The organism is Desulfobulbus elongatus DSM 2908 (genome assembly GCF_000621145.1).
Classification (GTDB): Bacteria; Desulfobacterota; Desulfobulbia; order Desulfobulbales; family Desulfobulbaceae; genus Desulfobulbus; species Desulfobulbus elongatus.
The window spans coordinates 13571-34958 of record NZ_JHZB01000011.1 but is presented as its reverse complement, the minus strand read 5'-3'; the positions used below and the strand labels follow the sequence as shown (position 1 = coordinate 34958).

The window sequence follows — 21388 nt, the reverse complement described above, 5'->3', positions numbered from 1 at the left end:
CCTACCGAAACCGCCGGACCAGGCCGGTGACCTTGCCGATAATCTCGAAATCGTCGTGCTCGCGCAGCACGATCGGCTCATAGGCGCTGTTGCGGGGAATCAGCCTGAGCACCGGTGTGGTGGCCAGTTCCTTGACGGTCAGCTCGCCGTTGACGATGGCGATGACGATGTCGCCGTGGCGCGCCTCCCGCGAGCGGTCGACGGCCAGGATGTCGTCCGGATGGATGCCGGCCTCGATCATCGAGGTGCCGGTGACCCTGACGAAGAAGGTGGCGGGCGGATTGGTGATGAGCAGGTCGTTCAGATCGAGGGCCTGTTCGATGTAATCCTCCGCCGGCGAGGGGAACCCGGCCGACACCGACGCCACGGCCAGGGCAACGGCCACTCCGGCCGACGCCTCCGGCCGGCCGATGATTTCGATATCCCGCGCTGTTGGTGGCTGCATCGCTTCCCCCGCTCCATTCAAGCCCGGACAGTCTCGACCGGTCCGGTTTTCAATCATGCCATTGTACCAGGACAACCGCTTCGGGTCGAGCCCGGTATGATACCACAATGCAGCAGCCTGTGCCCTCTGCCATTTCGCTTGACAAAACAGCCGGCACCTGCTCAGCTATGCACATCGTACCTTTTTGTTCTTTTTTCCCGCCAACCATTTCGCCACAAGGAGTTTCCGCAAGCAGCATCTTGACATAAGACATACCCACCAAAAGCCCTGAGCTACCACCAAGGAGGAGGACGCGATGCACATCAATCGACGGCAGTTCTTCAAAGTCTGTGCGGCCACCGTCAGCGGTTCCAGCCTGGCCACCCTGGGGTTCAGTCCAGCCAATGCCCTGGCCGAGGTCCGCGAATTCAAGCTGACCCGCGCTACCGAAACCCGCAACACCTGCCCCTACTGCTCGGTGGGGTGCGGCCTGCTCATCTACAGCCTGGGGGATAATTCCAAAAACGCTCCCGCCGAAATCATCCACATTGAGGGCGACCCGGACCACCCGGTCAACCGCGGCACCCTCTGTCCCAAAGGCGCCGGCCTGCTGGATTTCGTCCACAGTCCCAACCGGCTCAACTATCCCGAATACCGCGCCCCCGGCAGCAAGGAATGGCAGCGCATCACCTGGAACGAGGCCTTCAGCCGGATCGCCGCCCTGATGAAAGAAGATCGGGACGCCCACTTCATCGCCCAAAACGACAAGGGGCAGACGGTCAACCGCTGGATCTCCACCGGTTTCCTCGCCGCCTCGGCCTCCAGCAACGAAACCGGCTATCTGACGCAGAAGATCGCCCGCAGCCTGGGGATGCTCGCCTTCGACAATCAAGCGAGGGTCTGACACGGACCAACGGTGGCAAGTCTTGCCCCCACGTTCGGCCGCGGCGCCATGACCAACCACTGGGTCGACATCAAGAATGCCGACCTCATCCTGATAATGGGCGGCAATGCCGCCGAAGCCCACCCCTGCGGGTTCAAATGGGTGACCGAGGCCAAGGCCCATCGCGGGGCCAAGCTGATCGTGGTCGACCCCCGCTTCACCCGTTCCGCCTCGGTGGCCGATGTCTACGCCCCGCTCCGCGCCGGCACCGACATCGCCTTTCTCGGCGGCGTGATCAACTACCTGCTGGCAAACGACCGGATCAACCACGAATACGTCAAGAACTACACCGACTTCACCTTCATGGTCAAGGACGACTTCGGCTTCGACGACGGCCTGTTCACCGGCTACGACGCCGAAAAACGGTCCTACGCCAAGACCAGTTGGGGCTACCAGATCGGCCCGGACGGCTATGTGGTCACCGATCCGACCCTGGCAAACCCGCGCTGCGTCTACCGGATGCTGAAGGCGCACTATGCCCGCTACACCCCGGAAATGGTCGCCACCATCTGCGGCACGCCCAAGGAGGATTTCCTCAAAATCTGCGGGATGATCGCCGAGGCCGCCGCGCCCGACAAGGCCATGACCGTCATGTATGCCCTGGGCTGGACGCAGCATTCGCAGGGCTCGCAGATGATCCGCACCGCGGCCATGGTCCAGCTGCTGCTCGGCAACATCGGCGTCGCCGGCGGCGGCATGAACGCCCTGCGGGGCCATTCCAACATCCAGGGGCTTACCGACCTCGGCCTGCTGTCGAACCTGCTGCCCGGCTACATGACCCTGCCCGGCGACGGGGAACAGGATTACCAGGCCTACCTCGGCACCAGGGCGCTCAAGCCGCTGCGGCCCGGCCAGTTGAGCTACTGGCAGAACTACGGCAAGTTTTTCGTCAGCACCATGAAGGCCTGGTTCGGCGACGCCGCCACCGCCGAGAACAACTGGTGCTACCACTGGCTGCCCAAGCTCGACAAGGGCTACGACATCCTCCAGGTGTTCGAGAACATGCACCAGGGCACGGTCAACGGCTACATCTGCCAGGGCTTCAATCCGCTGGCCTCGGCCCCCTGCAAGGTCAAGGTCGCCGGCGCCCTGGCCAGGCTGAAATACCTGGTGGTCATCGATCCCCTGGCCACGGAAACCTCGGAATTCTGGCAGAACCACGGCGAGTACAACGATGTCGATCCCACCGCCATCCAGACCGAGGTCTTCCGGCTGCCCTCCACCTGCTTCGCCGAGGAGGACGGCTCCCTGGTCAATTCGGGCCGCTGGCTGCAATGGCACTGGAAGGCCGCCGACCCGCCCGCCGAGGCCAAAAGCGACCAGGCGATCATGGCCGGCATCTTTCTCACGATCCGGGAGCTGTACCGGAAAAACGGCGGCGCCTTTCCCGAGCCCATCCTCAACCTGACCTGGAAACACCGCCAGCCCGAGGAGCCCTCGCCCGAGGAGCTGGCCCGGGAGTTTTCCGGCACGGCCCTCAAGGATCAGACCGATCCCAAGGACCCGGCCAAGGTCCTGCTCAAGGCCGGGCAGCAACTGAACGGCTTCGCCGAACTGAAGGACGACGGCTCCACCGCCTGCGGCTGCTGGATCTTCTCCGGTTGCTGGTCAGAGAAGGGCAACCTGATGGCCCGCCGCGACAACGCCGATCCCTACGGCATCGGCCAGACCCTGAACTGGGCCTTTGCCTGGCCGGCCAACCGGCGCATCCTCTACAACCGCGCCTCCTGCACCCCCGACGGCAAGCCCTTCGATCCCAAGCGCCCGCTGATCGCCTGGAACGGCGCGGCCGGCGCCTGGACCGGGTCCGACATCCCCGATTACAGCGCGGTCTCGCCGCCGGCAAACGGCATGGGACCCTTCATCATGAATCCGGAGGGCGTCGCCCGTTTCTTCGCCCTCGACAAAATGGCGGAAGGCCCCTTCCCCGAACACTACGAACCCTTCGAGTCGCCCCTGGCCGCCAACCCGCTCCACCCGAACAACGGCAAGGCGCGGGCCAACCCGGCGGCGCGGGTGTTCAAGGGCGACTGGGCCTCCTTCGGCTCGGCCGAGGAGTTCCCGCAGGTCTGCACCACCTATCGCCTCACCGAGCACTTCCATTTCTGGACCAAGCACGCCATCCTGGATGCCATTCTCCAGCCGGAGCAGTTCGTCGAACTCGGGGAGGATCTGGCCAGGAAAAAGGGGATCAGGGCCGGCGACAGCGTCCGGGTCCGGTCCAAGCGGGGCTTCATCGTCGCGGTGGCGGTGGTCACCAAACGGATCCGCACCCTGGAAATCGCGGGCCGAAAGGTGCACACCGTGGGCGTGCCGATCCACTGGGGCTTCATGGGGATGGCCAAGAACGGCTACATCACCAACACCCTGACCCCCTTTGTCGGCGACGCCAACACCCAGACGCCGGAATTCAAATCGTTCCTCGTCGCCATCGAGAAGGTGTAAGGAGGTGAGCCATGGCACTGCAATCCCTTGATATCAAAAGACGCTCCGCCACCACCACCCCCGTGCCCGGTGCCCGCGCCACCCTGGAGGTGGTCAAACTGATCGACGTGTCCAAGTGCATCGGCTGCAAGGCCTGCCAGGTGGCCTGCATGGAATGGAACGACCTCCGCGACGCCATCGGCGAGAACCGGGGGGTTTACGACAACCCGGCCGATCTCTCCGACCAGTCCTGGACGGTGATGCGGTTCGCCGAGGTCGAACCCGCGCCGGGACGGCTGGAATGGCTGATCCGCAAGGACGGCTGCATGCACTGCGCCGATCCGGGCTGCCTCAAATCCTGCCCCGCGCCCGGCGCCATCGTTCAGTACAGCAACGGCATCGTCGATTTTCACCAGGAAGCCTGCGTCGGCTGCGGCTACTGCGTCATCGGCTGCCCGTTCAACATCCCCCGGCTCTCGCCGAAGGACGGCAAGGCCTACAAATGCACCCTCTGTTCCGACCGGGTGGCCGTGGGCCTGGAGCCGGCCTGCGCCAAGATCTGCCCCACCGGCGCCATCCTCTTCGGCTCCAAGGAAGACATGCTCCACCACGCCGCCGGCCGCGTCGTTGATCTCAAAGAACGCGGCTACGGCCAGGCCGGGGTGTACAATCCGCCCGGCGTGGACGGTACCCATGTAATGTACGTGCTCCACCACGCCGACCGGCCCGAGCTGTACCAGGGCCTGCCCAAAGATCCGGGCATCAGCCCGCTGGTGGCCCTGTGGAAGGAGATCGCCAAGACCCTGATGAACATCGGTTTGGGCGCCGCCGTTGTCGGCGGCATCGTCCACTACCTGACCCAGGGACCCAACGAGGTCACCGAGGAAGAGGAGGAAACGTCATGAGCAAGCACGCACTCATTCAGCGACACAGCGCCAGCGAACGGCTCAACCACTGGCTGGTGGCCTTCGCCTTCATCCTCGCCGGCCTGTCCGGGCTCGGTTTTTTCCATCCCGGCTTCTACTGGCTGACCAACCTGTTCGGCGGCGGCACCTGGGCGCGCATCCTGCACCCCTTCTTCGGCGCGGGCCTGGCCCTGTTCTTCTTCATCTGGGTGGGCCGGGAGTGGAAGGACAACCGCATCACCCCCGAGGACTGGCAATGGGCCAAACACATGGGTGACATCATGCAGAACAAGATGGACAACCTGCCGCCCATCGGTAAATACAACCTGGGCCAGAAGCTCCTGACCAGGACGATGTTCACGGCCATCGTCCTGCTGCTGGCCTCCGGCATCCTCATCTGGCAGCCGTGGTTCGCGCCCGAGTTTTCCATCGAGCTGCGGCGCATAGGGGTGGTGGTGCACGCCTTTGCCGCCTTTGTCGTGCTGGTCTGCTTCATTGTCCATGTGTACGCCGCCTACTGGACGCGCGGCGCGATCCGGTCCATGACCAGGGGCACGGTCACCGCGGCCTGGGCCCGACACCATTGCGCCGGCTGGTACAAGAAGATCGCGGGATAGCACACCAACGCGGCCTGTGGGGCGAAGCGACGCCGGCGGCCAGCCGCCCGGACCAACGCTTCGCCTCTTTTCCCTTCTCCCATCGCCATCGGGTGCTCCCATGACCACAGCCTCCATCCTCCAACCTGGCCAGCTCGAAGCCCCGGTCGGCGACATCCCGGCCCTGTCTCTCCCGCCGGCCGATCTCTTCGCCCTCCGTTCCGAAAGGCTCAGCCACCTGGCGGCCGGGCACGGACTGGCCGACTATCTCCTCTTTCTGGCGCGATTGGCGGAATGGCAGCAGCAGGAGTTGGACCGGCGGCCGGATCTGCCCCTGCCGGACGCCCACCTGCTGGAGCATTGCCGTGAGCACGCCATGCCGCCGCTGGCCCCGGCCGGCTGGCCCCGGCATCCCCTCTGGCAGGACGCGGCCTGCCGCGCCGTCGAAGCGGTCGACCGACTGCTGCCCGCCAAGGGCCGGCTGGCGCTGACCCCGCTTTTGCACGGCGACACCGCCTGGCTGGAGGCACAGGCCGATATCCTGTTGAACGGGCCGGCCGAGGAGTTCGATCTGGCGGCGGCCCCGTTCATCGGCGCGGCCCTGCAGGTGCAGTGGACGCACCTGGCGCGCAGCCTCCGGCCGAATCAAATCGGCCGGCCGGAACATCCGGCGGTCTGCCCGGTCTGCGGCGGCCCGCCGGTGGCGTCGGTCATTCGCGCCACCGGTTCGGCCAGGGGACTGCGCTATCTGCACTGCGCCCTCTGCGGCTCGGAGTGGCATGTGGTGCGCGCCAAGTGCACCCAATGCGACAACACCAGGGACATGGGATATTACGGCCTGGAGGACGCGCACCGGGCGGTGCGCGCCGAAGGGTGCCCGCACTGCCGCTGCTATCTGAAGATTCTTGTCCGGGAGCACGACGCCCTCGCCGATCCGGTGGCCGACGACATCGCCACCCTGACCCTCGACCTGCTCATGAGCGAGGAACGGCAGTACACCAACATCGGCACCAACTTCTTCATGATGTAAGAAGCAGGGCGTCCATCCCTCCTGCCCGGCCCACGGCACCCTGATCCGGCACAAAAAAGTGGACGCACCGGCAGGAATGGTTAATCTGCTCTAACAATGTGTTTCCATGGAGGAATCATACGATCGGAACCTTGATGCGATCTTTTATCTGACCCCGCCCCCGCAAAACCGTCGGGACGGGCGTGCCGGAGACGCGGAAATTCCAGCGAGGCAAGGGAGGTGTAGGATGCGTTGGCAGATGGGGCGAAGAAGCGGCAACGTGGAAGACAGGCGGGGGATGACGCCCCAGGGGGGCCGAGGCCTGAAGGGAGGCGGCATAGCCGTTCTGCTCCTTGCCCTTGTCGGCATGTATTTCGGCGTCGATCCCGCCGTCATCCTGAACACGTTCCAGGGTGGCGACCTTCCGGCCAGGCAGGAAGCGGGCGTGTCGAGTCCGGAAGAAAACAAGCTGGCGGATTTTGTTTCCGTCGTCCTTGCCGACACGGAGGACACCTGGGAGACGCTTTTCAGGCAGGCCGGCGGGACGTATGAAAAACCCAAGCTGGTGCTGTTCAGCGGAGCGGTGCAGTCCGCCTGCGGTTTCGCCCAGGCCGCCACCGGGCCCTTTTATTGTCCGGCCGACAGAAAGGTGTATATCGATCTCGGTTTCTATTCCGAGCTGAAAAACAAGCTCCAGGCCCCCGGCGATTTCGCCCAGGCCTATGTCATCGCCCACGAAATCGGCCATCATGTCCAGAATCTTCTGGGCATCAGCGATCAAGTGCAGGAACTGCGCGCACGACTTTCCCAGACCGAATACAACAAGGTGTCGGTTAAACTGGAACTGCAGGCCGATTGCTTCGCCGGCGTCTGGGCGCATCATGCCGATCGGGTGAGGAATATTCTCGAACCGGGAGACGTGGAAGAAGCCCTGAACGCGGCCAGCATGATCGGCGACGACAATCTGCAGAAACGGGCCCAGGGATATGTCGTGCCGGATTCCTTCACCCACGGGAGTTCGGCACAGCGGGTCGCCTGGTTTCAACGGGGCCTGAAAAGCGGCGATATCCGCAATTGCAACACGTTTAATAATTGATGCAATCAAACCGCCGAACCGGTGAACGAGGAGGTCGCGGCCCTGATTCGACCGCCTGAAAAGGCGCGGTCCCATCCGCAGGAATGTCCCGCCCGGATACGCGGACGGCGTTGAAAAAACCCGGCCGCCGCCCCCGGCGCAAAGGCACTCCCGCCCCCGTCCTTCACGGACGTCCCGGAGAGGGGGGCAGGTTGCCCTTGCGTTTTCCCGCCGCATACGAGTATAAAAATCGCTGTTGTGTTCCGTGGCCTGCCTGTTCCCCCCAACCGGGGACGGCACGGTCTTCCCCGCTCTCAACAAAGGGGTATGCCGCCCCATTGACGGTCCGGACTCAGGAAACGAAAACCGTCGATGGTATGCTCCACCTTTGCTGAACATCCAGTGTTTCCGCAAATACAGAATGGCCGTCCCGTAAGCCGGGAACGGTGATTCGCTGCAATTCACGACATATGCAACCCGGCCCGGTGCCGGAATATGGCGGATGCGGATTGCAGACGCCTTCCGCGTCAGGCGGAGCGCGCCCACATGCCGGCATACCCTTCAACGTTAGGTGAAGGTGCCCCATGAACCACGTGCAGCGAGTACGACAACTCCGCAAAATCATTGCCCTTGATCCGGCAATGGCAGCCCTTTTTCTTGCCGACCGGCCCCTGGAGGAGAAACGGTTGCTGCTTCGCAACCATCTTTCCAATATTCTGCTCAAAATCTACGATAATTGTCGGGAGATGGCCTCCCTGGAATGGGTCACCTGCCGGGACACGGTCTGGGTGCTGCGCAACATGCTCAACACCCGTAGCGAGGAACTGGCCGGTTTTTCGCTCCTGTCCTATCTGGATGGCCTGCTGCACGACCGGCCCGTCGGCCCGGCGCCGACGGCCGCCTTTCTGGCGGAATTGCGGCATCTGTTCAAGGGCATCGGGGGGCTTGCGAATATCTACGTCGAAAAACCGCCGGCCTTTCTCAGGTACAGCGGCAGAACCGCCGCCAGGCTCCGATCCGCCGATCTTTCCCGCATGGCGCGCAAGGCCCGGGGATTCGTCGAACGCTACCCCTGCGGCATGGATGACGCCCTGGTGCGGCAGCGCAGCCTGAACAGGCAGCGGCTGTTCCATGCCTTCGGAATCACCGATCTGGAATGGAACGACTGGACCTGGCATACCCGGAACATCATCCGCGATCCCGATGTCCTCGGCAGCCTCATCACCCTCTCCGGGGAGGAGCGCGCAACCGTCACCATGGCCAGGAAGCAGCGGATTCCCTTCGGCATCACCCCCTACACGGTATCGCTGATGGATCCGAACAACACCGGGACCTGGGATCGAGCCATCCGCGCCCAGGTGATTCCACCCCGCCAGTATGTCGAGCGGATCATCGCGTTGCGCCAGGACCCCGCCTGTTCCAGCGATTTCATGAGCGAGGGCGACACCTCGCCCATCGACGGCATCACCCGCCGCTATCCCGGCATCGTCATTCTCAAGCCAGTGCTGACCTGTCCGCAGATCTGCGTCTATTGCCAGCGCAACTGGCAGATCCGGGACACGTGCTCCGCCGGCGCCGCCCTGGGGGACCACAAACTGGAGCAGGCCCTGCGGTGGATCGAGAAGACCAGGGAAATCTCCGAGGTCCTGGTGACCGGCGGCGATCCCCTGATCCTGGCCGACGACCGGCTGGAGATGATCCTGGCGCGCCTGTCGCAGATGGAGCACGTGGTCCGCATCCGGATCGGCACCCGCACCCCGGTGACCCTGCCGCAACGGATCACCGAGTCCCTGGTGCGTGCCATCACCCGTTTTCACGAACCGGGCCGCCGGGAAATGCTGATCATCACCCATTTCGAGCACCCCACGGAAATCACCCCCGAGGCCATGCAGGCGGTGCAACGGTTCCGTCTGTTCGGGGTCGGGGTCTACAACCAACTGGTGTTCACCTATTACAATTCGCGCAAATTCGAGGCCGCCGCCCTACGCCAGCAACTGCGGCTGATCGGCGTGACCCCCTATTACACCTTCAACACCAAGGGCAAGGAAGAAACCGACGACTACCGGGTGCCGATCGCCCGCCTGCTCCAGGAACAGCAAGAGGAGGCGCGGCTCTTTCCGGGCGCGGTGCGCACCGATGAAATCGTATTCAATGTGCCGCGTCTGGGCAAAAACTATCTCCGGGCGGGGCAGAACCGGGACATGATCGCCCTGCTGCCCGACGGGCGCCGGGTGTACGAGTTCCACCCCTGGGAGAAAAAAATGGCGCTGATGGAGACCTACATCTATACCGATGTCTCCATTTATCACTATCTCAAGCGGCTGCGGCGCGACGGCGAACAGATCCGGGACTACAATTCGATCTGGTATTACTACTGAGCGACCGGCGTTCGGGGCGCGGCCGGAATGCGGCCAGCGCCCTGGCCGCCCAACGGAGTCGCACGATGGCATCCCAACAGAGTCGCACAACGTTGCGCAAGCGCGACCCGTACCATGGCTCTCCCCTGCGCCTGTATCACCGGGTGTATTATTTTCCCTCGTCTTTCCGTACGGTTATTCTACTGTTGACACCGAAGCCGCCCTCTGGCACGAGGAATGCTTTGTTACCGGCATAAAGTGCGGGGCCGCAAGCAAAGCAGCACCGGGCGGGGAGCGATGCATCCGGCAGGCATTCTCCTTGCCCGGCGCTCCGTCCCCGCGCACAATCACCAACGGAGGTACAGTATGCCAGGAATGAACGGACAGGGCCCCACGGGCAACGGACCGCTCGGCCGCGGGCTGGGCTGGTGCAGGCAAAACAATGTAAACGATGCGCAGCCGGCCGGGGCGCAGACCGGCCAGGCCGATGCCGGCCAGGGCATGGGCCGGGGCATGCGTCAGGGCGGGCGATGCGCGGGCCGGGGCGGCCGTTGCGGCGGCGGTCGCGGCCAGCAGCGCGGCAATCGGTGAGTGGCCCGGCGGGCACCATGTTCGGCACCGCCTGCCGTTGACCGACGGCAGGCGTGGACAGCTCCATCGTCGGCTCGGCGGGAAGCGCGGTCGGCCACGAGGCCACCTCGGGACCGGGCCGGACGCCCTCCCGCCCCACCGAAACCGGCGCGGAGGCTATCCCGACCGGGATCACCGACCTGAACCACGCCCGTGTCCCAGGCGAATGAGGCCCATCGCATCCTCGGCGCCACTCCCGATCCCCCCGGCAACGGGGCGCCGGCCAGCAGGGCCATTGCCGACGCCTCCAACGGACGCGGCTATTCAGGCAGCCGACAGCAAGGCCGTCGCCCGGGTCGGAATGGCCGAGGCCGCTGCCCCCGGCCCGGCCTTGCCGCCGTCGCCATCTCTCGGCAAGAACGCCCCCTTCTTGCCTCCCCCTCTTTTCGTTCCCATGTTTCCGCCCTCCTGACACGGGCATATTCGATGCACGGATGAGGACAAAAACGACAATCATGCCGCACATCCGCCACGGTTGTGTGGCATTTGTGTGGCGCGGTCGCGGCCGGCGCCACACAATCGTGGCGGAACAACACGGCCGACAACGGTCAACCGGGACAGCATGACATGGAAACGGAGGCGGGCAGAATAGCGCGGTACGTGCAGCGCTACAAACTGTTGCGGGACATCGGCGAACTCCAGGTCGAGTCGGTCGCCGACGAGACGGTGTTTCTCACCCGTTGCTGCAGCCTGCTCCTCCAGGACCCGGACTACAACCTGGTGTGGGTGGGAAGAAAAGAGCACGGCAACACGATCGCGCCGGTCACCATGGTCGTCCGGGACGGCCTGCCGGCACGGCAATGCCGGCAGGCGCTGGAGCGGCTGGTCGGGGAGGCGCCGGCAACCAACAGCGCGGCGCGGGCCCTGCGCGACGGTGGCCCGGTCGTCGCCGGTTTGGACACCGAAGACGATGCCGGGGCGCTCGGCCGGCTCGCGGCCATGACCGGCAGCCGCACCTGCGGTTCCTGGCCCTTGGTCCATAACCGGCAGCAATACGGGGTACTGACCGTCCACTCGATCAGGGAGGACAGTCTGACCGGGATCGAATTCGATTTCATCGCCAATGTGGCCGCGACCCTCTCCCGCGCCCTGTCCCTGCACGACACCTCGCGCCACCTGCGCCTGGAGCACGACTTCAACTGCGAGATCGTGCAGACGGTCCAGGCCCTGCTGGTGTCGCTCTCCCATTGCGGCGAAATCCTCTCCTTCAACCCCACCGCCCAGGAGGTCACCGGCCATGCCGAGGCCGAGGTCAAGGGCAAGTTCTGGGTGGATGTCCTCATCAGCCCGGAAAAGCGGGCCGAGAGTCAGAACAGGTTTTCCCGGGTGTTGAAGGGCGGCTGGTCGGAGATGAATTTTCAGGCCGAACTGCTCACCCGCAACGGCGACAGGCGGATGATCGAGTGGCACGGTTCCATCCGTCCGGACATTGAGCAGGGCCGGGTGGGCCTGGTGCTGTTCGGCATCGACATCACCGGCAAGCTCGCGGCCGACCAGGCGCTCAACCACGCCCTGGCCAAATGGGAGAACATCTTTTCCTCGGTGCAGGACCCCGCCCTGATCGTCTCCGAACAGGGGACCATCCTCGACGTCAACCCGGCCACGGTGGCGGCGGCGCGCCGACCCCGCGAAGAACTCATCGGCCGCGGCGTGTGCGAGATCCTGCACGGCAACCGCCGGCCCGGGGCCATCTGCCCGCTGGAGGTGCTGCTCGGCCAGAAGAAGAGCCGTATTTTCGAAACCGAACTCCAGGGCCTGCGCGGCAATTTCCTGCTCACCGTCAGCCCGCTGCTCGCCTGCGACGGCACCTCCGGAGCGGCGCTGCTGCTCGCCCGCGATCTGACCGAGGAACAGTTGATGAAGGCCGAGGCCTTCCGCGCCGCCCAACTGGCCTCGGTGGGCGAACTGGCCGCCGGCGTGGCCCACGAGATCAACAACCCGATCAACGGTATCATCAACTACGCCCAGATCCTGATCGATTCCGGCCAGGCCGGGCCCGATGCCCGCATCCTCCGCCATATTATCAGGGAGGGGCAGCGCATCGCCGGCATCACCAAGAACCTGCTCGACTTTTCCCGCAAGCGGGAGCAGAGCGCCGAACCGGTGCACGTGCCCACCCTGTTTCGCCATTGCATCGAACTGATCCGGCATCAGTACCTGATCGACGGCATCACCCTGGCGGAAGACTATGCCGACGACCTGCCGCTCGCCTTCTGCAACCCGCAGCAGATCCAGCAGGTCTTTCTCAACGTCTTCAGCAACGCCCGCTACGCCCTCAACGAACGCTATCCCACGGCCCATGCCGACAAGCTGATCGCCATCGCCGCCTTTCCCAGGCAGCACGGGCAGCGGGATCTCGTGCGCATCACCATCACCGATTACGGCACCGGCATCGAGCACGACCTGATGGACCGGCTGATGGACCCCTTTTTCTCGACCAAATCCAAGGGGGAAGGCACGGGATTGGGGCTGAGCATCAGTCACAGCCTGATCCGGGAAAACAAGGGGCACTTCCGCATCAAGAGCCAATGGGGCGAATGGACCACCGCCATCATCGATCTGCCCACGGCAGAGGGAGGCACGAACTGAATGCCGGCACAGACCAGGCTGCTCGGTCAACTGGGGATGTCTTTTTTCGTGGCCGCCGTGCTTTTGGCGCTGATGGACCGGCAGATGCTCATCGGCCCGGAAGAGGTGCGGCAATGGCCCTTTGCCCTGCTGTCGTTTCTGGTCATGGTCGGCCTGTTTTTCGCGGTTGCCGTGCTGGTTCGCGCCCAGGTGGGCAAACTGGGCCGGGACCTCGGCGAACTGGAGCGGCGATTGGACGAAACCGGCGGTGAACTGGCCGCGGTCAAGGAGGATCTCGAACAACGGGTGGAGCGCCGCACCTTCGAGATCAGCGTGGCCAACGCCTCGCTCAACCGCGAAATCGCCGAACGGATCCAGGCCGAGACCGAGACCAGGCGGATCAAGCGGCGGATGGAACTGATCCTCGAATCCGCCGGCGAGGGCATCTTCGGCCTGGACATCGACGGCAGGGTGACCTTTGTCAACAGGGCCGCCGCCCTGATGCTCGGCTGGGAGGCCGACGACCTGGTCGGCCAGTCGCACCACGGCCTGATCCACCATACCCGGGCCGACGGCGAGCCGTATCCGGTCAGCCAATGTCCGATCCACCAGGCCTATCGGGACGGCAAGATCCATTTCGGCGGCGACGAGATCTTCTGGCGGCGCGACGGCACCAGCTTTCCGGTGGAATACATGAGCACGCCGATCCTCGAAAACCGCCGGCTGACCGGCGCGGTGGTGGTCTTCCGCGACCTGACCGTCTGCCGCCAACCCTTGCCTCCGGGAGAACGACCATGAACGACCCCGCCGAGAAAGCCGCCATCCTGGTGATCGACGACGAGGAAAGCCTGCGCAACACCTTTCAGTTTTTCCTCCAGAACCAGGGATATGCGCCGGTGCGCACCGCGGCCACCTTCGCGGAGGCCCTGCGGGAAATCAGCGCCCACCGTTTCGATCTGATCGTCAGCGATATCGTCCTCGGCGGCCACACCGGCATCGACGTGCTCAAGCGGGTCCGGGAGCTGGGGATGGTCTGCCCGGTGGTGATGATCACCGGCTACCCGACGGTGGAAACCGCGGCCGAGGCGGTGCGGCTCGGCGCCTTCGACTACATCCCCAAGCCGGTGGACAAGGAGACGCTGCTGAAGACGGCCCGGTTGGCGCTGCGCCAGTATCGGCTGGAGCAGGGGCAACGGCGGGCGGAACGGGAGCGGGAACGCGACCGTGCCTTTCTGGAAACCGTGTTCCGCAGCGTGACCGACGGAATCGTCACCGTGGATGGCAATCTCAACATCATGGAAATGAACCCGGCGGCCCGGCTGCTGTTGAACGAGTTGGATCCCGGTCTGGCCGACCGGCGGAGCATTATCCCCCTCTGCGGCCGGGAGGCCTTCCTGCCGCTGAAAAAGGATCTGCTCCAGGTCCTGAAAACCGGCCAGGAAAGCAGCCCGAAACTGTTCGAGTGCCGGGAGGTCGATCAACCCAAAAAGGTGCTCAGCGTTGCCACCGCCCCCCTCAAGGACGGGGCCGGCGGCATCGGGGGCGCGGTCATGGTGCTGCGCGACCTGACCAGTCCCGAGCCGCAACCGGCGGGCCGGCGGCACCATTTTCACCGGTTTCTCGGCGCCAGCGACGCCATGCAGGCGGTGTACACCCTGATCGAGAATGTCGGCCGCCTGGACCTGAGCGTGCTGGTCACCGGCGAGTCGGGCACGGGCAAGGAACTGGCCGCCGAGGCCCTGCACCGGGAGAGCCACCGCGCCAACCGGCCCCTTATCAAGGTCGACTGCACCGCCATCCCGGAAACGCTGCTGGAGAGCGAACTGTTCGGCCACCGCAAGGGCTCGTTCACCGGCGCCGACCGCGACCGCATGGGCCGCATCCTCCAGGCCGACGGCGGCACGCTCTTCCTCGACGAGATCGGCGACATCCCGCCGATGATGCAGCTGCGGCTGCTGCGCTTTCTCCAGGAAAGCACCTTCTATCCGGTGGGCCAGGATACGCCGCTACGGGTCGATGTCCGGGTGATCGCCGCCACCCATGTCAATCTCAGGGAAAAAGTCCGCGCGGGCGCCTTCCGCGAGGATCTCTACTTCCGCCTGCGGGTGATCGACGTCATCCTGCCGCCGCTGCGGGAACGGGGCGAGGATATTCTCCTGCTCGCCGGCCACTTCATCGACAGGATCGCCGCCAAAATCGGGAAGAACATCGGCGGCATCTCCGACCAGGCGCAGCAGCTGCTGCTGGCCTACCCCTGGCCAGGGAACGTGCGCGAGTTGGAGCACGTCATCGAGCGGGCCTGCGTCCTCTGCCAGGGCCCGACCATCGCCACCGACCATCTCTCGCGGGAGATCACCCAGTATCAGGCGCAGATGGCGGCGGCGCAGTCCGTCGGCCCCGCAGGCGGCGAGCGGCCCGCGCACCCCGCAGCCGTTCCGGCGGTGCCGCCGCCGGAACTCTCCCCCTCCGAACGCCTGCTCCAGGCCCTGCGGAAAGCCGGCGGCAACAAGGCCAAGGCCGCCCGCCTGCTCGGCATCGACCGCACGACCCTCTACCGCAGGATCCGGGAGCTGCGCCTCGATCTCTCCCAGGCCGACCTCTAGCTGCCGCCACGATTCCGTGGCCACACAACCGTGGCGCCGCCACACTTCCGTGGTACGCGGCCGGGCCGCCGCCCCGGCAGGTGCCCTCCAGGTGTCCAGTCAATTTTCATTCATATTTTCAATCCATTAACAGAACAGTCTCCATTTTTTCAGACGGAAGCCACAACCAACCCGCCCCGTGGTGCCAACGGGAGAACAGTCAATATTTCCTTATGAAACAAGCATGTTGAGCGAACCGCTGCCAACATTCGGCCAGGCAGGCGCGGTGTGGCACCGACCGTGCAAACGTCCGCAGCCAAGTGGATACGTTCATTCTCCGGAGTGCGCCCAACAGCCATGCCTTCCATCGCCCCCGACAGCCAGACCGCCCCCCTGCATGCCTTTGCCCGCCTGTTCCCGGACGAAGAGGAGAGCATCGCCTTTCTCTTCCGGCTGCGCTGGCCCCAGGGCTTTGTCTGTCCCCTGTGCCGCACCTGCCACCCGGGCATGGCCGCCCGCCGCATACTTGTTTGTCCCTATTGCGGCCACCGCAGTTCCCTGACCACCGGCACCCTGCTGCACGGCACGAAGAAGCCGATCAGGGAATGGCTGCTGGCCATCCGCTGGTTCAGTCTCTCGCCGTTCGAGTCCAGCGCCAAGGAGTTGCAGCGCCTGTTCGGCCTGTCCTGCTACCAGACCGCCTGGGTCTGGCTGCAGAAACTGCGGACGGCCATGGCGCAGGCGGACCGGCAGCCCTGCCGGGGCGTGGTGGAACTCGGCTGCGAGCCCGTGGCGCCGGCCTCTCGCCGCGGGGAGCGCGCCCTGGTCCTGACCGCGGTGGAAATCGTGCCCGCCCTCGGCAGCATCAGCCGGATGCGCATGCGCCATATCGCCGCGGTCGAGGAGGAAAACCTCTTCCGTTTTCTCAGGGAGGCGGTCCGGGAAACAAGCACCCTGCTGAGCGGCGACCACCAGATTCTGCCGCTGCTCCGCGGGGCCGGCGCCTATACGGTCGTCCCCTGCCGCCGGGAACCGTCGCCGCGCATCCAGGGACTGAGCCGCCGCCTGGAAACCTGTCTCCACGGGGTGCACCGCGGCGGGGTCACCTGCAGGCATCTGCAACTGTATCTGGACGAATTCTGTTTCCGCAACAATGCCGCCCTGCTGCCCGACCACGAAGCGGTGTTCACGGCCCTGCTCGGCGGCGTACTCGGCGGTTCGATCGAGCGCTACCGCCATGCGGTCCGGGCCGCCGTGGCGGCGAAACTGCCGCAGGAGGAACCATGAGCAATCCGGTGCAGCTCGGCCTGCTGCTGCTCACCCTGACCGCGATCGGCGTGTTCGGCTACAACGTCTATCTGCTCGAGATCACGCCGCCGGAACGGCCGTACACCGAATTCCTCGCCGATCTGCGGCAGGGCCGCATCAAGAAGGTGCACCTCCGGGGGCAAACCCTGACCGGCGAGGACAACAGCGGCCGGCCGTTCGGCACCTTCGCCCCGGACCCGCCCGCCCTGGTGCCCCTGCTGGTGGAGCGGGACGTGATCGTCACCGGCGAGGCCGAGCCGACCTCAGGCGCAATCAATGCGTTCAAGGTCCTGCTGCCCCTGGTTCTCATCCTGGCCGGCTGGCTCATCTTCAGCAAAAAGACGGTGGCCGGCGCGCTCGGCGGCCGCCGCACCGCCCGCTTCACCCCGGTCAGGAGCGAACGGGTCACCTTTGCCGATGTGGCCGGCATCACCGAGGCCAAGGAAGAGCTGCTGGAGATCGTCGAATTCCTCAAGAATCCGGAGAAATACAGCCGGCTCGGCTGCCAGATCCCCAAAGGCGTGCTCCTCCAGGGACCGCCGGGCACCGGCAAGACGCTCCTGGCCAAGGCCATTGCCGGCGAGGCCTCGGTGGCCTTCTTTTCCCTGGGCGGCTCCGATTTCGTCGAAATGTTCGCCGGGGTCGGCGCCTCGCGGGTCCGGGAACTGTTTGCCGAGGCCAAGAAGCATCCGCCCTGCCTGATCTTCATCGACGAGATCGACGCCATCGGCGGCCGCCGCGCCAGCGGCCAGGGCACCGGCGCCAGCGATGAGCGCAACCAGACCCTGAACGCCCTCCTGGTCGAGATGGACGGTTTCGACACCAGGGACACGGTCATCCTGATCGCCGCCACCAACCGGCCCGACATCCTCGACCCGGCCCTGCTGCGGCCCGGCCGCTTCGACCGCCGGATCACCCTGTCCCTGCCCGATGTGCGGGGACGGCTGAAGATCCTCGAAGTGCACGCCCAGAAAATCGTCACCGCCCCGGCCATCGATCTGCCCACCGTCGCCCGTTCCATCCCCGGTTTCAGCGGCGCCGAGATCGCCAACCTGGTCAACGAGGCCGCCCTGATGGCGGCCCGCCACAACAAGGCGGCGGTGGACATGGACGATTTCGAGGAGGCCAAGGACAAGATCGTCATGGGGCTCGAACGCAAGAGCATCGCGGTCAGCGAGCAGGACCGGCGTTTGACCGCCTACCACGAGGCGGGCCACGCCATCGTCGGCTACCTGCTCAAGGAGACCGATCCCCTGCACAAGATCACCATCATCCCCAGGGGCCGGGCCATGGGCCTGACCCAGCAACTGCCCCTCGACGACCGCCTGACCTATTCCCGCGACTACCTGCTGAACCGGATCGCCATCCTCATGGGCGGCAGGGCCGCCGAGGCCCTGGTGTTCAACCGTCTGACCACCGGCGCCAGCAACGATATCCTCCAGGCCACGGACATCGCCGCCCGCCTGGTCTGCGAATGGGGCATGAGCGCCGACCTGGGACCGGTGGCCTACCGCCGCGGCGGCGAGTTCGTCGGCGGCGAGCAGAGCGCGCCCCACAGCGAAATGACGGCCCGCCGCATCGACAGGGCGATCCGGCAGCTGATCGGGGAATGTGCCGATCAGGCCGCCGACCTGCTGCACAAACACAACCGCTTTCTCCACACCTTCGCCGAGGTCCTGCTCCTCAACGAAACCATGGATGCCGAGGAGGTGGACATCGTGTACCGCAATTACCTCAAAGAACGGGATGTCGAACGCGCTTTGACGGAAAACAGGAAACCCGACGAAGACCAACAAGATCACCATACGGAGGACATGCAATGAGAACACCCCCCCGGACCGTGCTCGCAGCGGCGGTTCTGCTGCTGGCCGGGACGCCGCCGCTGCCGGGCCTGGCCCTGGACCAGTACGATGCGCCGGAAACGGTCGTCATCGACAGCCTGGCCAGGCTGTACCAGCCGGTCCGCTTCAGCCACATCCGCCACACCAAGCTGGCCCGGTGCAAGGATTGCCATCACCATACCACCGGCCAGGAGGACACGGACTCCAACTGCTTCCGATGCCACGCCTATTCGCCGGAGGCCAGCATCGTCTCGTGCAAGGACTGCCACACCGGCAAACAGTTCTATCCCGAACAGGTCGCCGCCGCCGGCAACCCCAACCTCTACCATATCGACAAACCCGGCCTCAAGGGGGCCTACCATCTCAACTGCATCCCCTGCCATGTGAAGAAAAATGCCCCTTCCGGCTGCGAAGGCTGCCATGCCCTGACCGACGCCGGCAGGGCGTTCTTCCGTGTCGACTCCAAGAACCGGGGCAGCGCGACCCCTTGACCGGCCCATTTTATTCCTTTCATTTACTGAGGTGAACGACCATGCCTACCCTGATCGACCGGCGCCGGTTCCTGCGCGGCGGCCTGCTGGCCTCCGCCGCGGCCACCGTCTCCCTGGCGCCCGCACAAACAGAGGCCGCCTCCTTTGAAGGCTACCCCAACGCCATGGGCGTGCTGGTGGACCTGTCCCGCTGCGTCGGCTGCCGCAGTTGCGAGGCCGCCTGCAACAAGGAGCAACAACTGCCCGCCCCGGAAAAGCCGTTCAACGATTTCTCGGTGTTCGACGAACTCCACCACGGCCAGAAGCGGCGCACCGACGAAACCCGCTACACCGTGGTCAACCGCTACGACATCCCCGGCCGCGAACATCCGCTCTTCCGCAAGATCCAGTGCAACCACTGCCAGGAGCCGGCCTGCCTGACCTCCTGCTTCGTCAACGCCTATACCAAGACCCCGGAAGGGGCGGTGGTCTACGACCCCGACGTCTGCGTCGGCTGCCGGACCTGCATGATCGCCTGCCCGTTCCTGATCCCGACCTTCCGCTACTCCAGCGCCTTCAAGCCGCGGATCATGAAATGCGTCTTCTGTTACGATACCCGGCTGACCAAGGGGCTGCCTCCGGCCTGTGTCGAGGCCTGCCCGCAGGAGGCGCTCACCTTCGGCCGCCGCTCGGACCTGGTGACCATGGGGCGGCAGCGCATCCGCGAAAACCCGTCGGCCTATGTCGACCATATCTATGGCGAGCACGAGGCGGGGGGCACGGCCTGGATGTATCTCTCGCCCGCGCCCTTCGACCAGGCGGGGTTCGACACCTCGGTGCCCAAGGAACCCATCCTCAACTATGTCAAGGATTTCCTGGGCATCGTGCCCATGGTGCTGACCATCTGGCCGGCGCTCTTTGCCGGCTTTCACCTGCTGGCACACAGGAAGGAGAAGATGCAGCAAGTGAACAAGAACGAGGGAGAAGTCTGAACCATGCGTACCTTTATCGCCAACAACCAGGTCATACCCATTACCAACCACCTCAGGCCGGACGGCGGCCGGTGGACCATCCGGGAAAAACTCCTGCTGGGGCTGAGCTGGGACCAGTACCGGGCCCAGTTTCTGCGCAACCCGGTCAACTGGGCGCTGTGCTTCGTCTTCGCCGTCGGCGTGCCGATCCTGCTTCAGCGCTATCTCTTCGGCCTGGGCTCGATCACCCACGCCTCCAACGATTACCCCTGGGGGCTCTTTCTCGGCTTCGGCCTGTTCGGCATGGTGCCGCTGTCAGCCTCGGGCTTTCTGCTCGGCACCACGGTGGAGATCTTCGGCCGCAAGGATTTCGTCCCCATCGAGCGGCTGGCCCTGCTCAACGGCCTGCTCGGCTATTTCTTCGCCGTGGTCTACCTGGAGGTCGACCTGGGCATGCCCTGGCGGCTCTACTATCCGATGTTCGTCTCACTGGGACCGGCGGCGGTGCTTTTCCTCGTCGCCTGGCATGTGGCCACCTATCTCTCGGTGCAGATCGCCGAGGTCTCGTCGGCCTACTTCGAGTGGACCGGCTGGCTCAAGGGCAAACGCTTCGTCCGCTCGATCACCATCGGCCTGACCATTGCCGGCATCATCCTCTCCACCCTGCACCAGGGGGCCCTGGGCGCGCTGTTCAACTACGCGCCCGCCAAGGTCCACCCGCTGTGGCTGTCGGCCAGTTTCCAGTGGATCCACTTCTTCTGCTCGGCCATCTTCGCCGGCCTGTCGATGGTGATCGTCGCCGGCGCCCTGTGCAAGCGGCATCTCGCCTGGCGCTGTGACCGCCGCTTCCTCGACAACGTCGACCAATGCACCCTGGGCCTGGGCAAAGGCTGCGCCTATGCCCTCATCACCTACCTGGTGATCAAGGTGGTGGGTGTGGCCCACGACAACGAGTGGGCATACCTGCTCACCGGCTGGGGCCGGTACTTCCTGCTGGAGATGGCGCTGGCGGTGGTGCTGCCGATGTGTCTCTTCGCCTACGGGGTCAAGCATCGGCGGGTGGGCCTGGTCCGCTGGGCCGCCCTGATCAGCGTGCTCGGCATTGTCTGGAACCGGCTCAACACCGCCATGATCTGCTTCAACTGGCAGCTCTACCGGGAGGTGCCGCACTGGAAGGAAATCTGGGTGACCGTCACCATTTTTGCCCTGTACTTCGTCGTCTACCGCTTCATTCTCTACCGCCTGCCCATCCTCTACCAGTGGCAGGGGGAGAAATAGCGCATCC

At 65.0% G+C, this 21388-nt stretch carries 17 protein-coding genes; 15 read left to right on the top strand and 2 right to left on the bottom strand.

Annotation, left to right across the window (positions count from 1 at the left end; translation table 11 throughout):
• Position 1: 1 nt before the first annotated feature.
• The gene (locus Q362_RS0107750) at positions 2 to 445 is read right to left on the bottom strand and encodes a LexA family protein (RefSeq protein WP_051553882.1); all 444 of its coding nucleotides are present in this window, start codon (positions 443 to 445) and stop codon (positions 2 to 4) included.
• Positions 446 to 740: 295 nt separating this feature from the next.
• Here Q362_RS0107750 and fdnG point away from each other — a divergent pair, with 295 nt between their 5' ends.
• From fdnG to Q362_RS0107710, 7 genes are all read left to right on the top strand, one after another.
• Positions 741 to 3812 carry a formate dehydrogenase-N subunit alpha gene (gene fdnG, locus Q362_RS0107740; protein WP_084312435.1) on the top strand — a complete coding sequence of 1024 codons (3072 nt, stop codon included), beginning with the start codon at positions 741 to 743 and terminating at the stop codon, positions 3810 to 3812.
• An 11-nt stretch (positions 3813 to 3823) separates the two neighbouring features.
• Positions 3824 to 4696, top strand: coding sequence for a formate dehydrogenase subunit beta (gene fdxH, locus Q362_RS0107735; RefSeq protein WP_028318213.1), 873 nt, complete (start codon positions 3824 to 3826; stop codon positions 4694 to 4696).
• Positions 4693 to 5313 (top strand): formate dehydrogenase subunit gamma, encoded by a 621-nt coding sequence (locus Q362_RS0107730; RefSeq protein WP_028318212.1) that lies wholly within the window; start codon positions 4693 to 4695, stop codon positions 5311 to 5313. Before fdxH ends, Q362_RS0107730 begins: the two co-directional genes overlap by 4 nt.
• A gap of 100 nt (positions 5314 to 5413) precedes the next feature.
• A complete protein-coding gene (gene fdhE / locus Q362_RS0107725; RefSeq protein WP_028318211.1) occupies positions 5414 to 6322 on the top strand; it encodes a formate dehydrogenase accessory protein FdhE in 909 nt (302 codons plus the stop codon).
• Between the two features lie 226 nt (positions 6323 to 6548).
• Complete coding sequence (gene ypfJ, locus Q362_RS0107720; protein WP_028318210.1) at positions 6549 to 7397, top strand: KPN_02809 family neutral zinc metallopeptidase; 849 nt, start codon at positions 6549 to 6551, stop codon at positions 7395 to 7397.
• A gap of 563 nt (positions 7398 to 7960) precedes the next feature.
• Complete coding sequence (locus Q362_RS0107715; protein ID WP_028318209.1) at positions 7961 to 9754, top strand: KamA family radical SAM protein; 1794 nt, start codon at positions 7961 to 7963, stop codon at positions 9752 to 9754.
• A 345-nt stretch (positions 9755 to 10099) separates the two neighbouring features.
• Positions 10100 to 10324: a hypothetical protein gene (locus Q362_RS0107710; RefSeq protein WP_157469957.1), complete on the top strand. Its 225-nt coding sequence runs from the start codon at positions 10100 to 10102 to the stop codon at positions 10322 to 10324.
• Positions 10325 to 10627: 303 nt separating this feature from the next.
• Here Q362_RS0107710 and Q362_RS24735 read toward each other — a convergent pair whose 3' ends face one another.
• Complete coding sequence (locus tag Q362_RS24735; protein WP_281172875.1) at positions 10628 to 10759, bottom strand: hypothetical protein; 132 nt, start codon at positions 10757 to 10759, stop codon at positions 10628 to 10630.
• A 171-nt stretch (positions 10760 to 10930) separates the two neighbouring features.
• Between Q362_RS24735 and Q362_RS22160 the strand changes: the two genes are divergently transcribed.
• From Q362_RS22160 to Q362_RS0107660, 8 genes are all read left to right on the top strand, one after another.
• On the top strand, positions 10931 to 12952 hold the full coding sequence (locus tag Q362_RS22160; protein ID WP_157469956.1) for a PAS domain S-box protein: 2022 nt from the start codon (positions 10931 to 10933) through the stop codon (positions 12950 to 12952).
• Positions 12953 to 13729, top strand: a complete 777-nt coding sequence (locus tag Q362_RS0107690; protein WP_028318207.1) for a PAS domain-containing protein — start codon at positions 12953 to 12955, stop codon at positions 13727 to 13729.
• Positions 13726 to 15534: a sigma-54 dependent transcriptional regulator gene (locus Q362_RS0107685; protein WP_028318206.1), complete on the top strand. Its 1809-nt coding sequence runs from the start codon at positions 13726 to 13728 to the stop codon at positions 15532 to 15534. The genes Q362_RS0107690 and Q362_RS0107685 overlap by 4 nt, the downstream gene beginning before the upstream one ends.
• Positions 15535 to 15870: 336 nt before the next feature.
• On the top strand, positions 15871 to 16800 hold the full coding sequence (locus Q362_RS0107680; protein WP_028318205.1) for an IS1595 family transposase: 930 nt from the start codon (positions 15871 to 15873) through the stop codon (positions 16798 to 16800).
• Positions 16797 to 18644, top strand: a complete 1848-nt coding sequence (gene ftsH / locus Q362_RS0107675; protein ID WP_028318204.1) for an ATP-dependent zinc metalloprotease FtsH — start codon at positions 16797 to 16799, stop codon at positions 18642 to 18644. The genes Q362_RS0107680 and ftsH overlap by 4 nt, the downstream gene beginning before the upstream one ends.
• Positions 18641 to 19153: a cytochrome c3 family protein gene (locus Q362_RS19705; RefSeq protein WP_035216040.1), complete on the top strand. Its 513-nt coding sequence runs from the start codon at positions 18641 to 18643 to the stop codon at positions 19151 to 19153. The genes ftsH and Q362_RS19705 overlap by 4 nt, the downstream gene beginning before the upstream one ends.
• Positions 19154 to 19194: 41 nt before the next feature.
• Positions 19195 to 20124 carry a 4Fe-4S dicluster domain-containing protein gene (locus Q362_RS0107665; protein ID WP_028318203.1) on the top strand — a complete coding sequence of 310 codons (930 nt, stop codon included), beginning with the start codon at positions 19195 to 19197 and terminating at the stop codon, positions 20122 to 20124.
• Between the two features lie 3 nt (positions 20125 to 20127).
• Complete coding sequence (locus Q362_RS0107660; protein WP_028318202.1) at positions 20128 to 21381, top strand: polysulfide reductase NrfD family protein; 1254 nt, start codon at positions 20128 to 20130, stop codon at positions 21379 to 21381.
• The last annotated feature ends 7 nt before the right edge of the window (positions 21382 to 21388 follow it).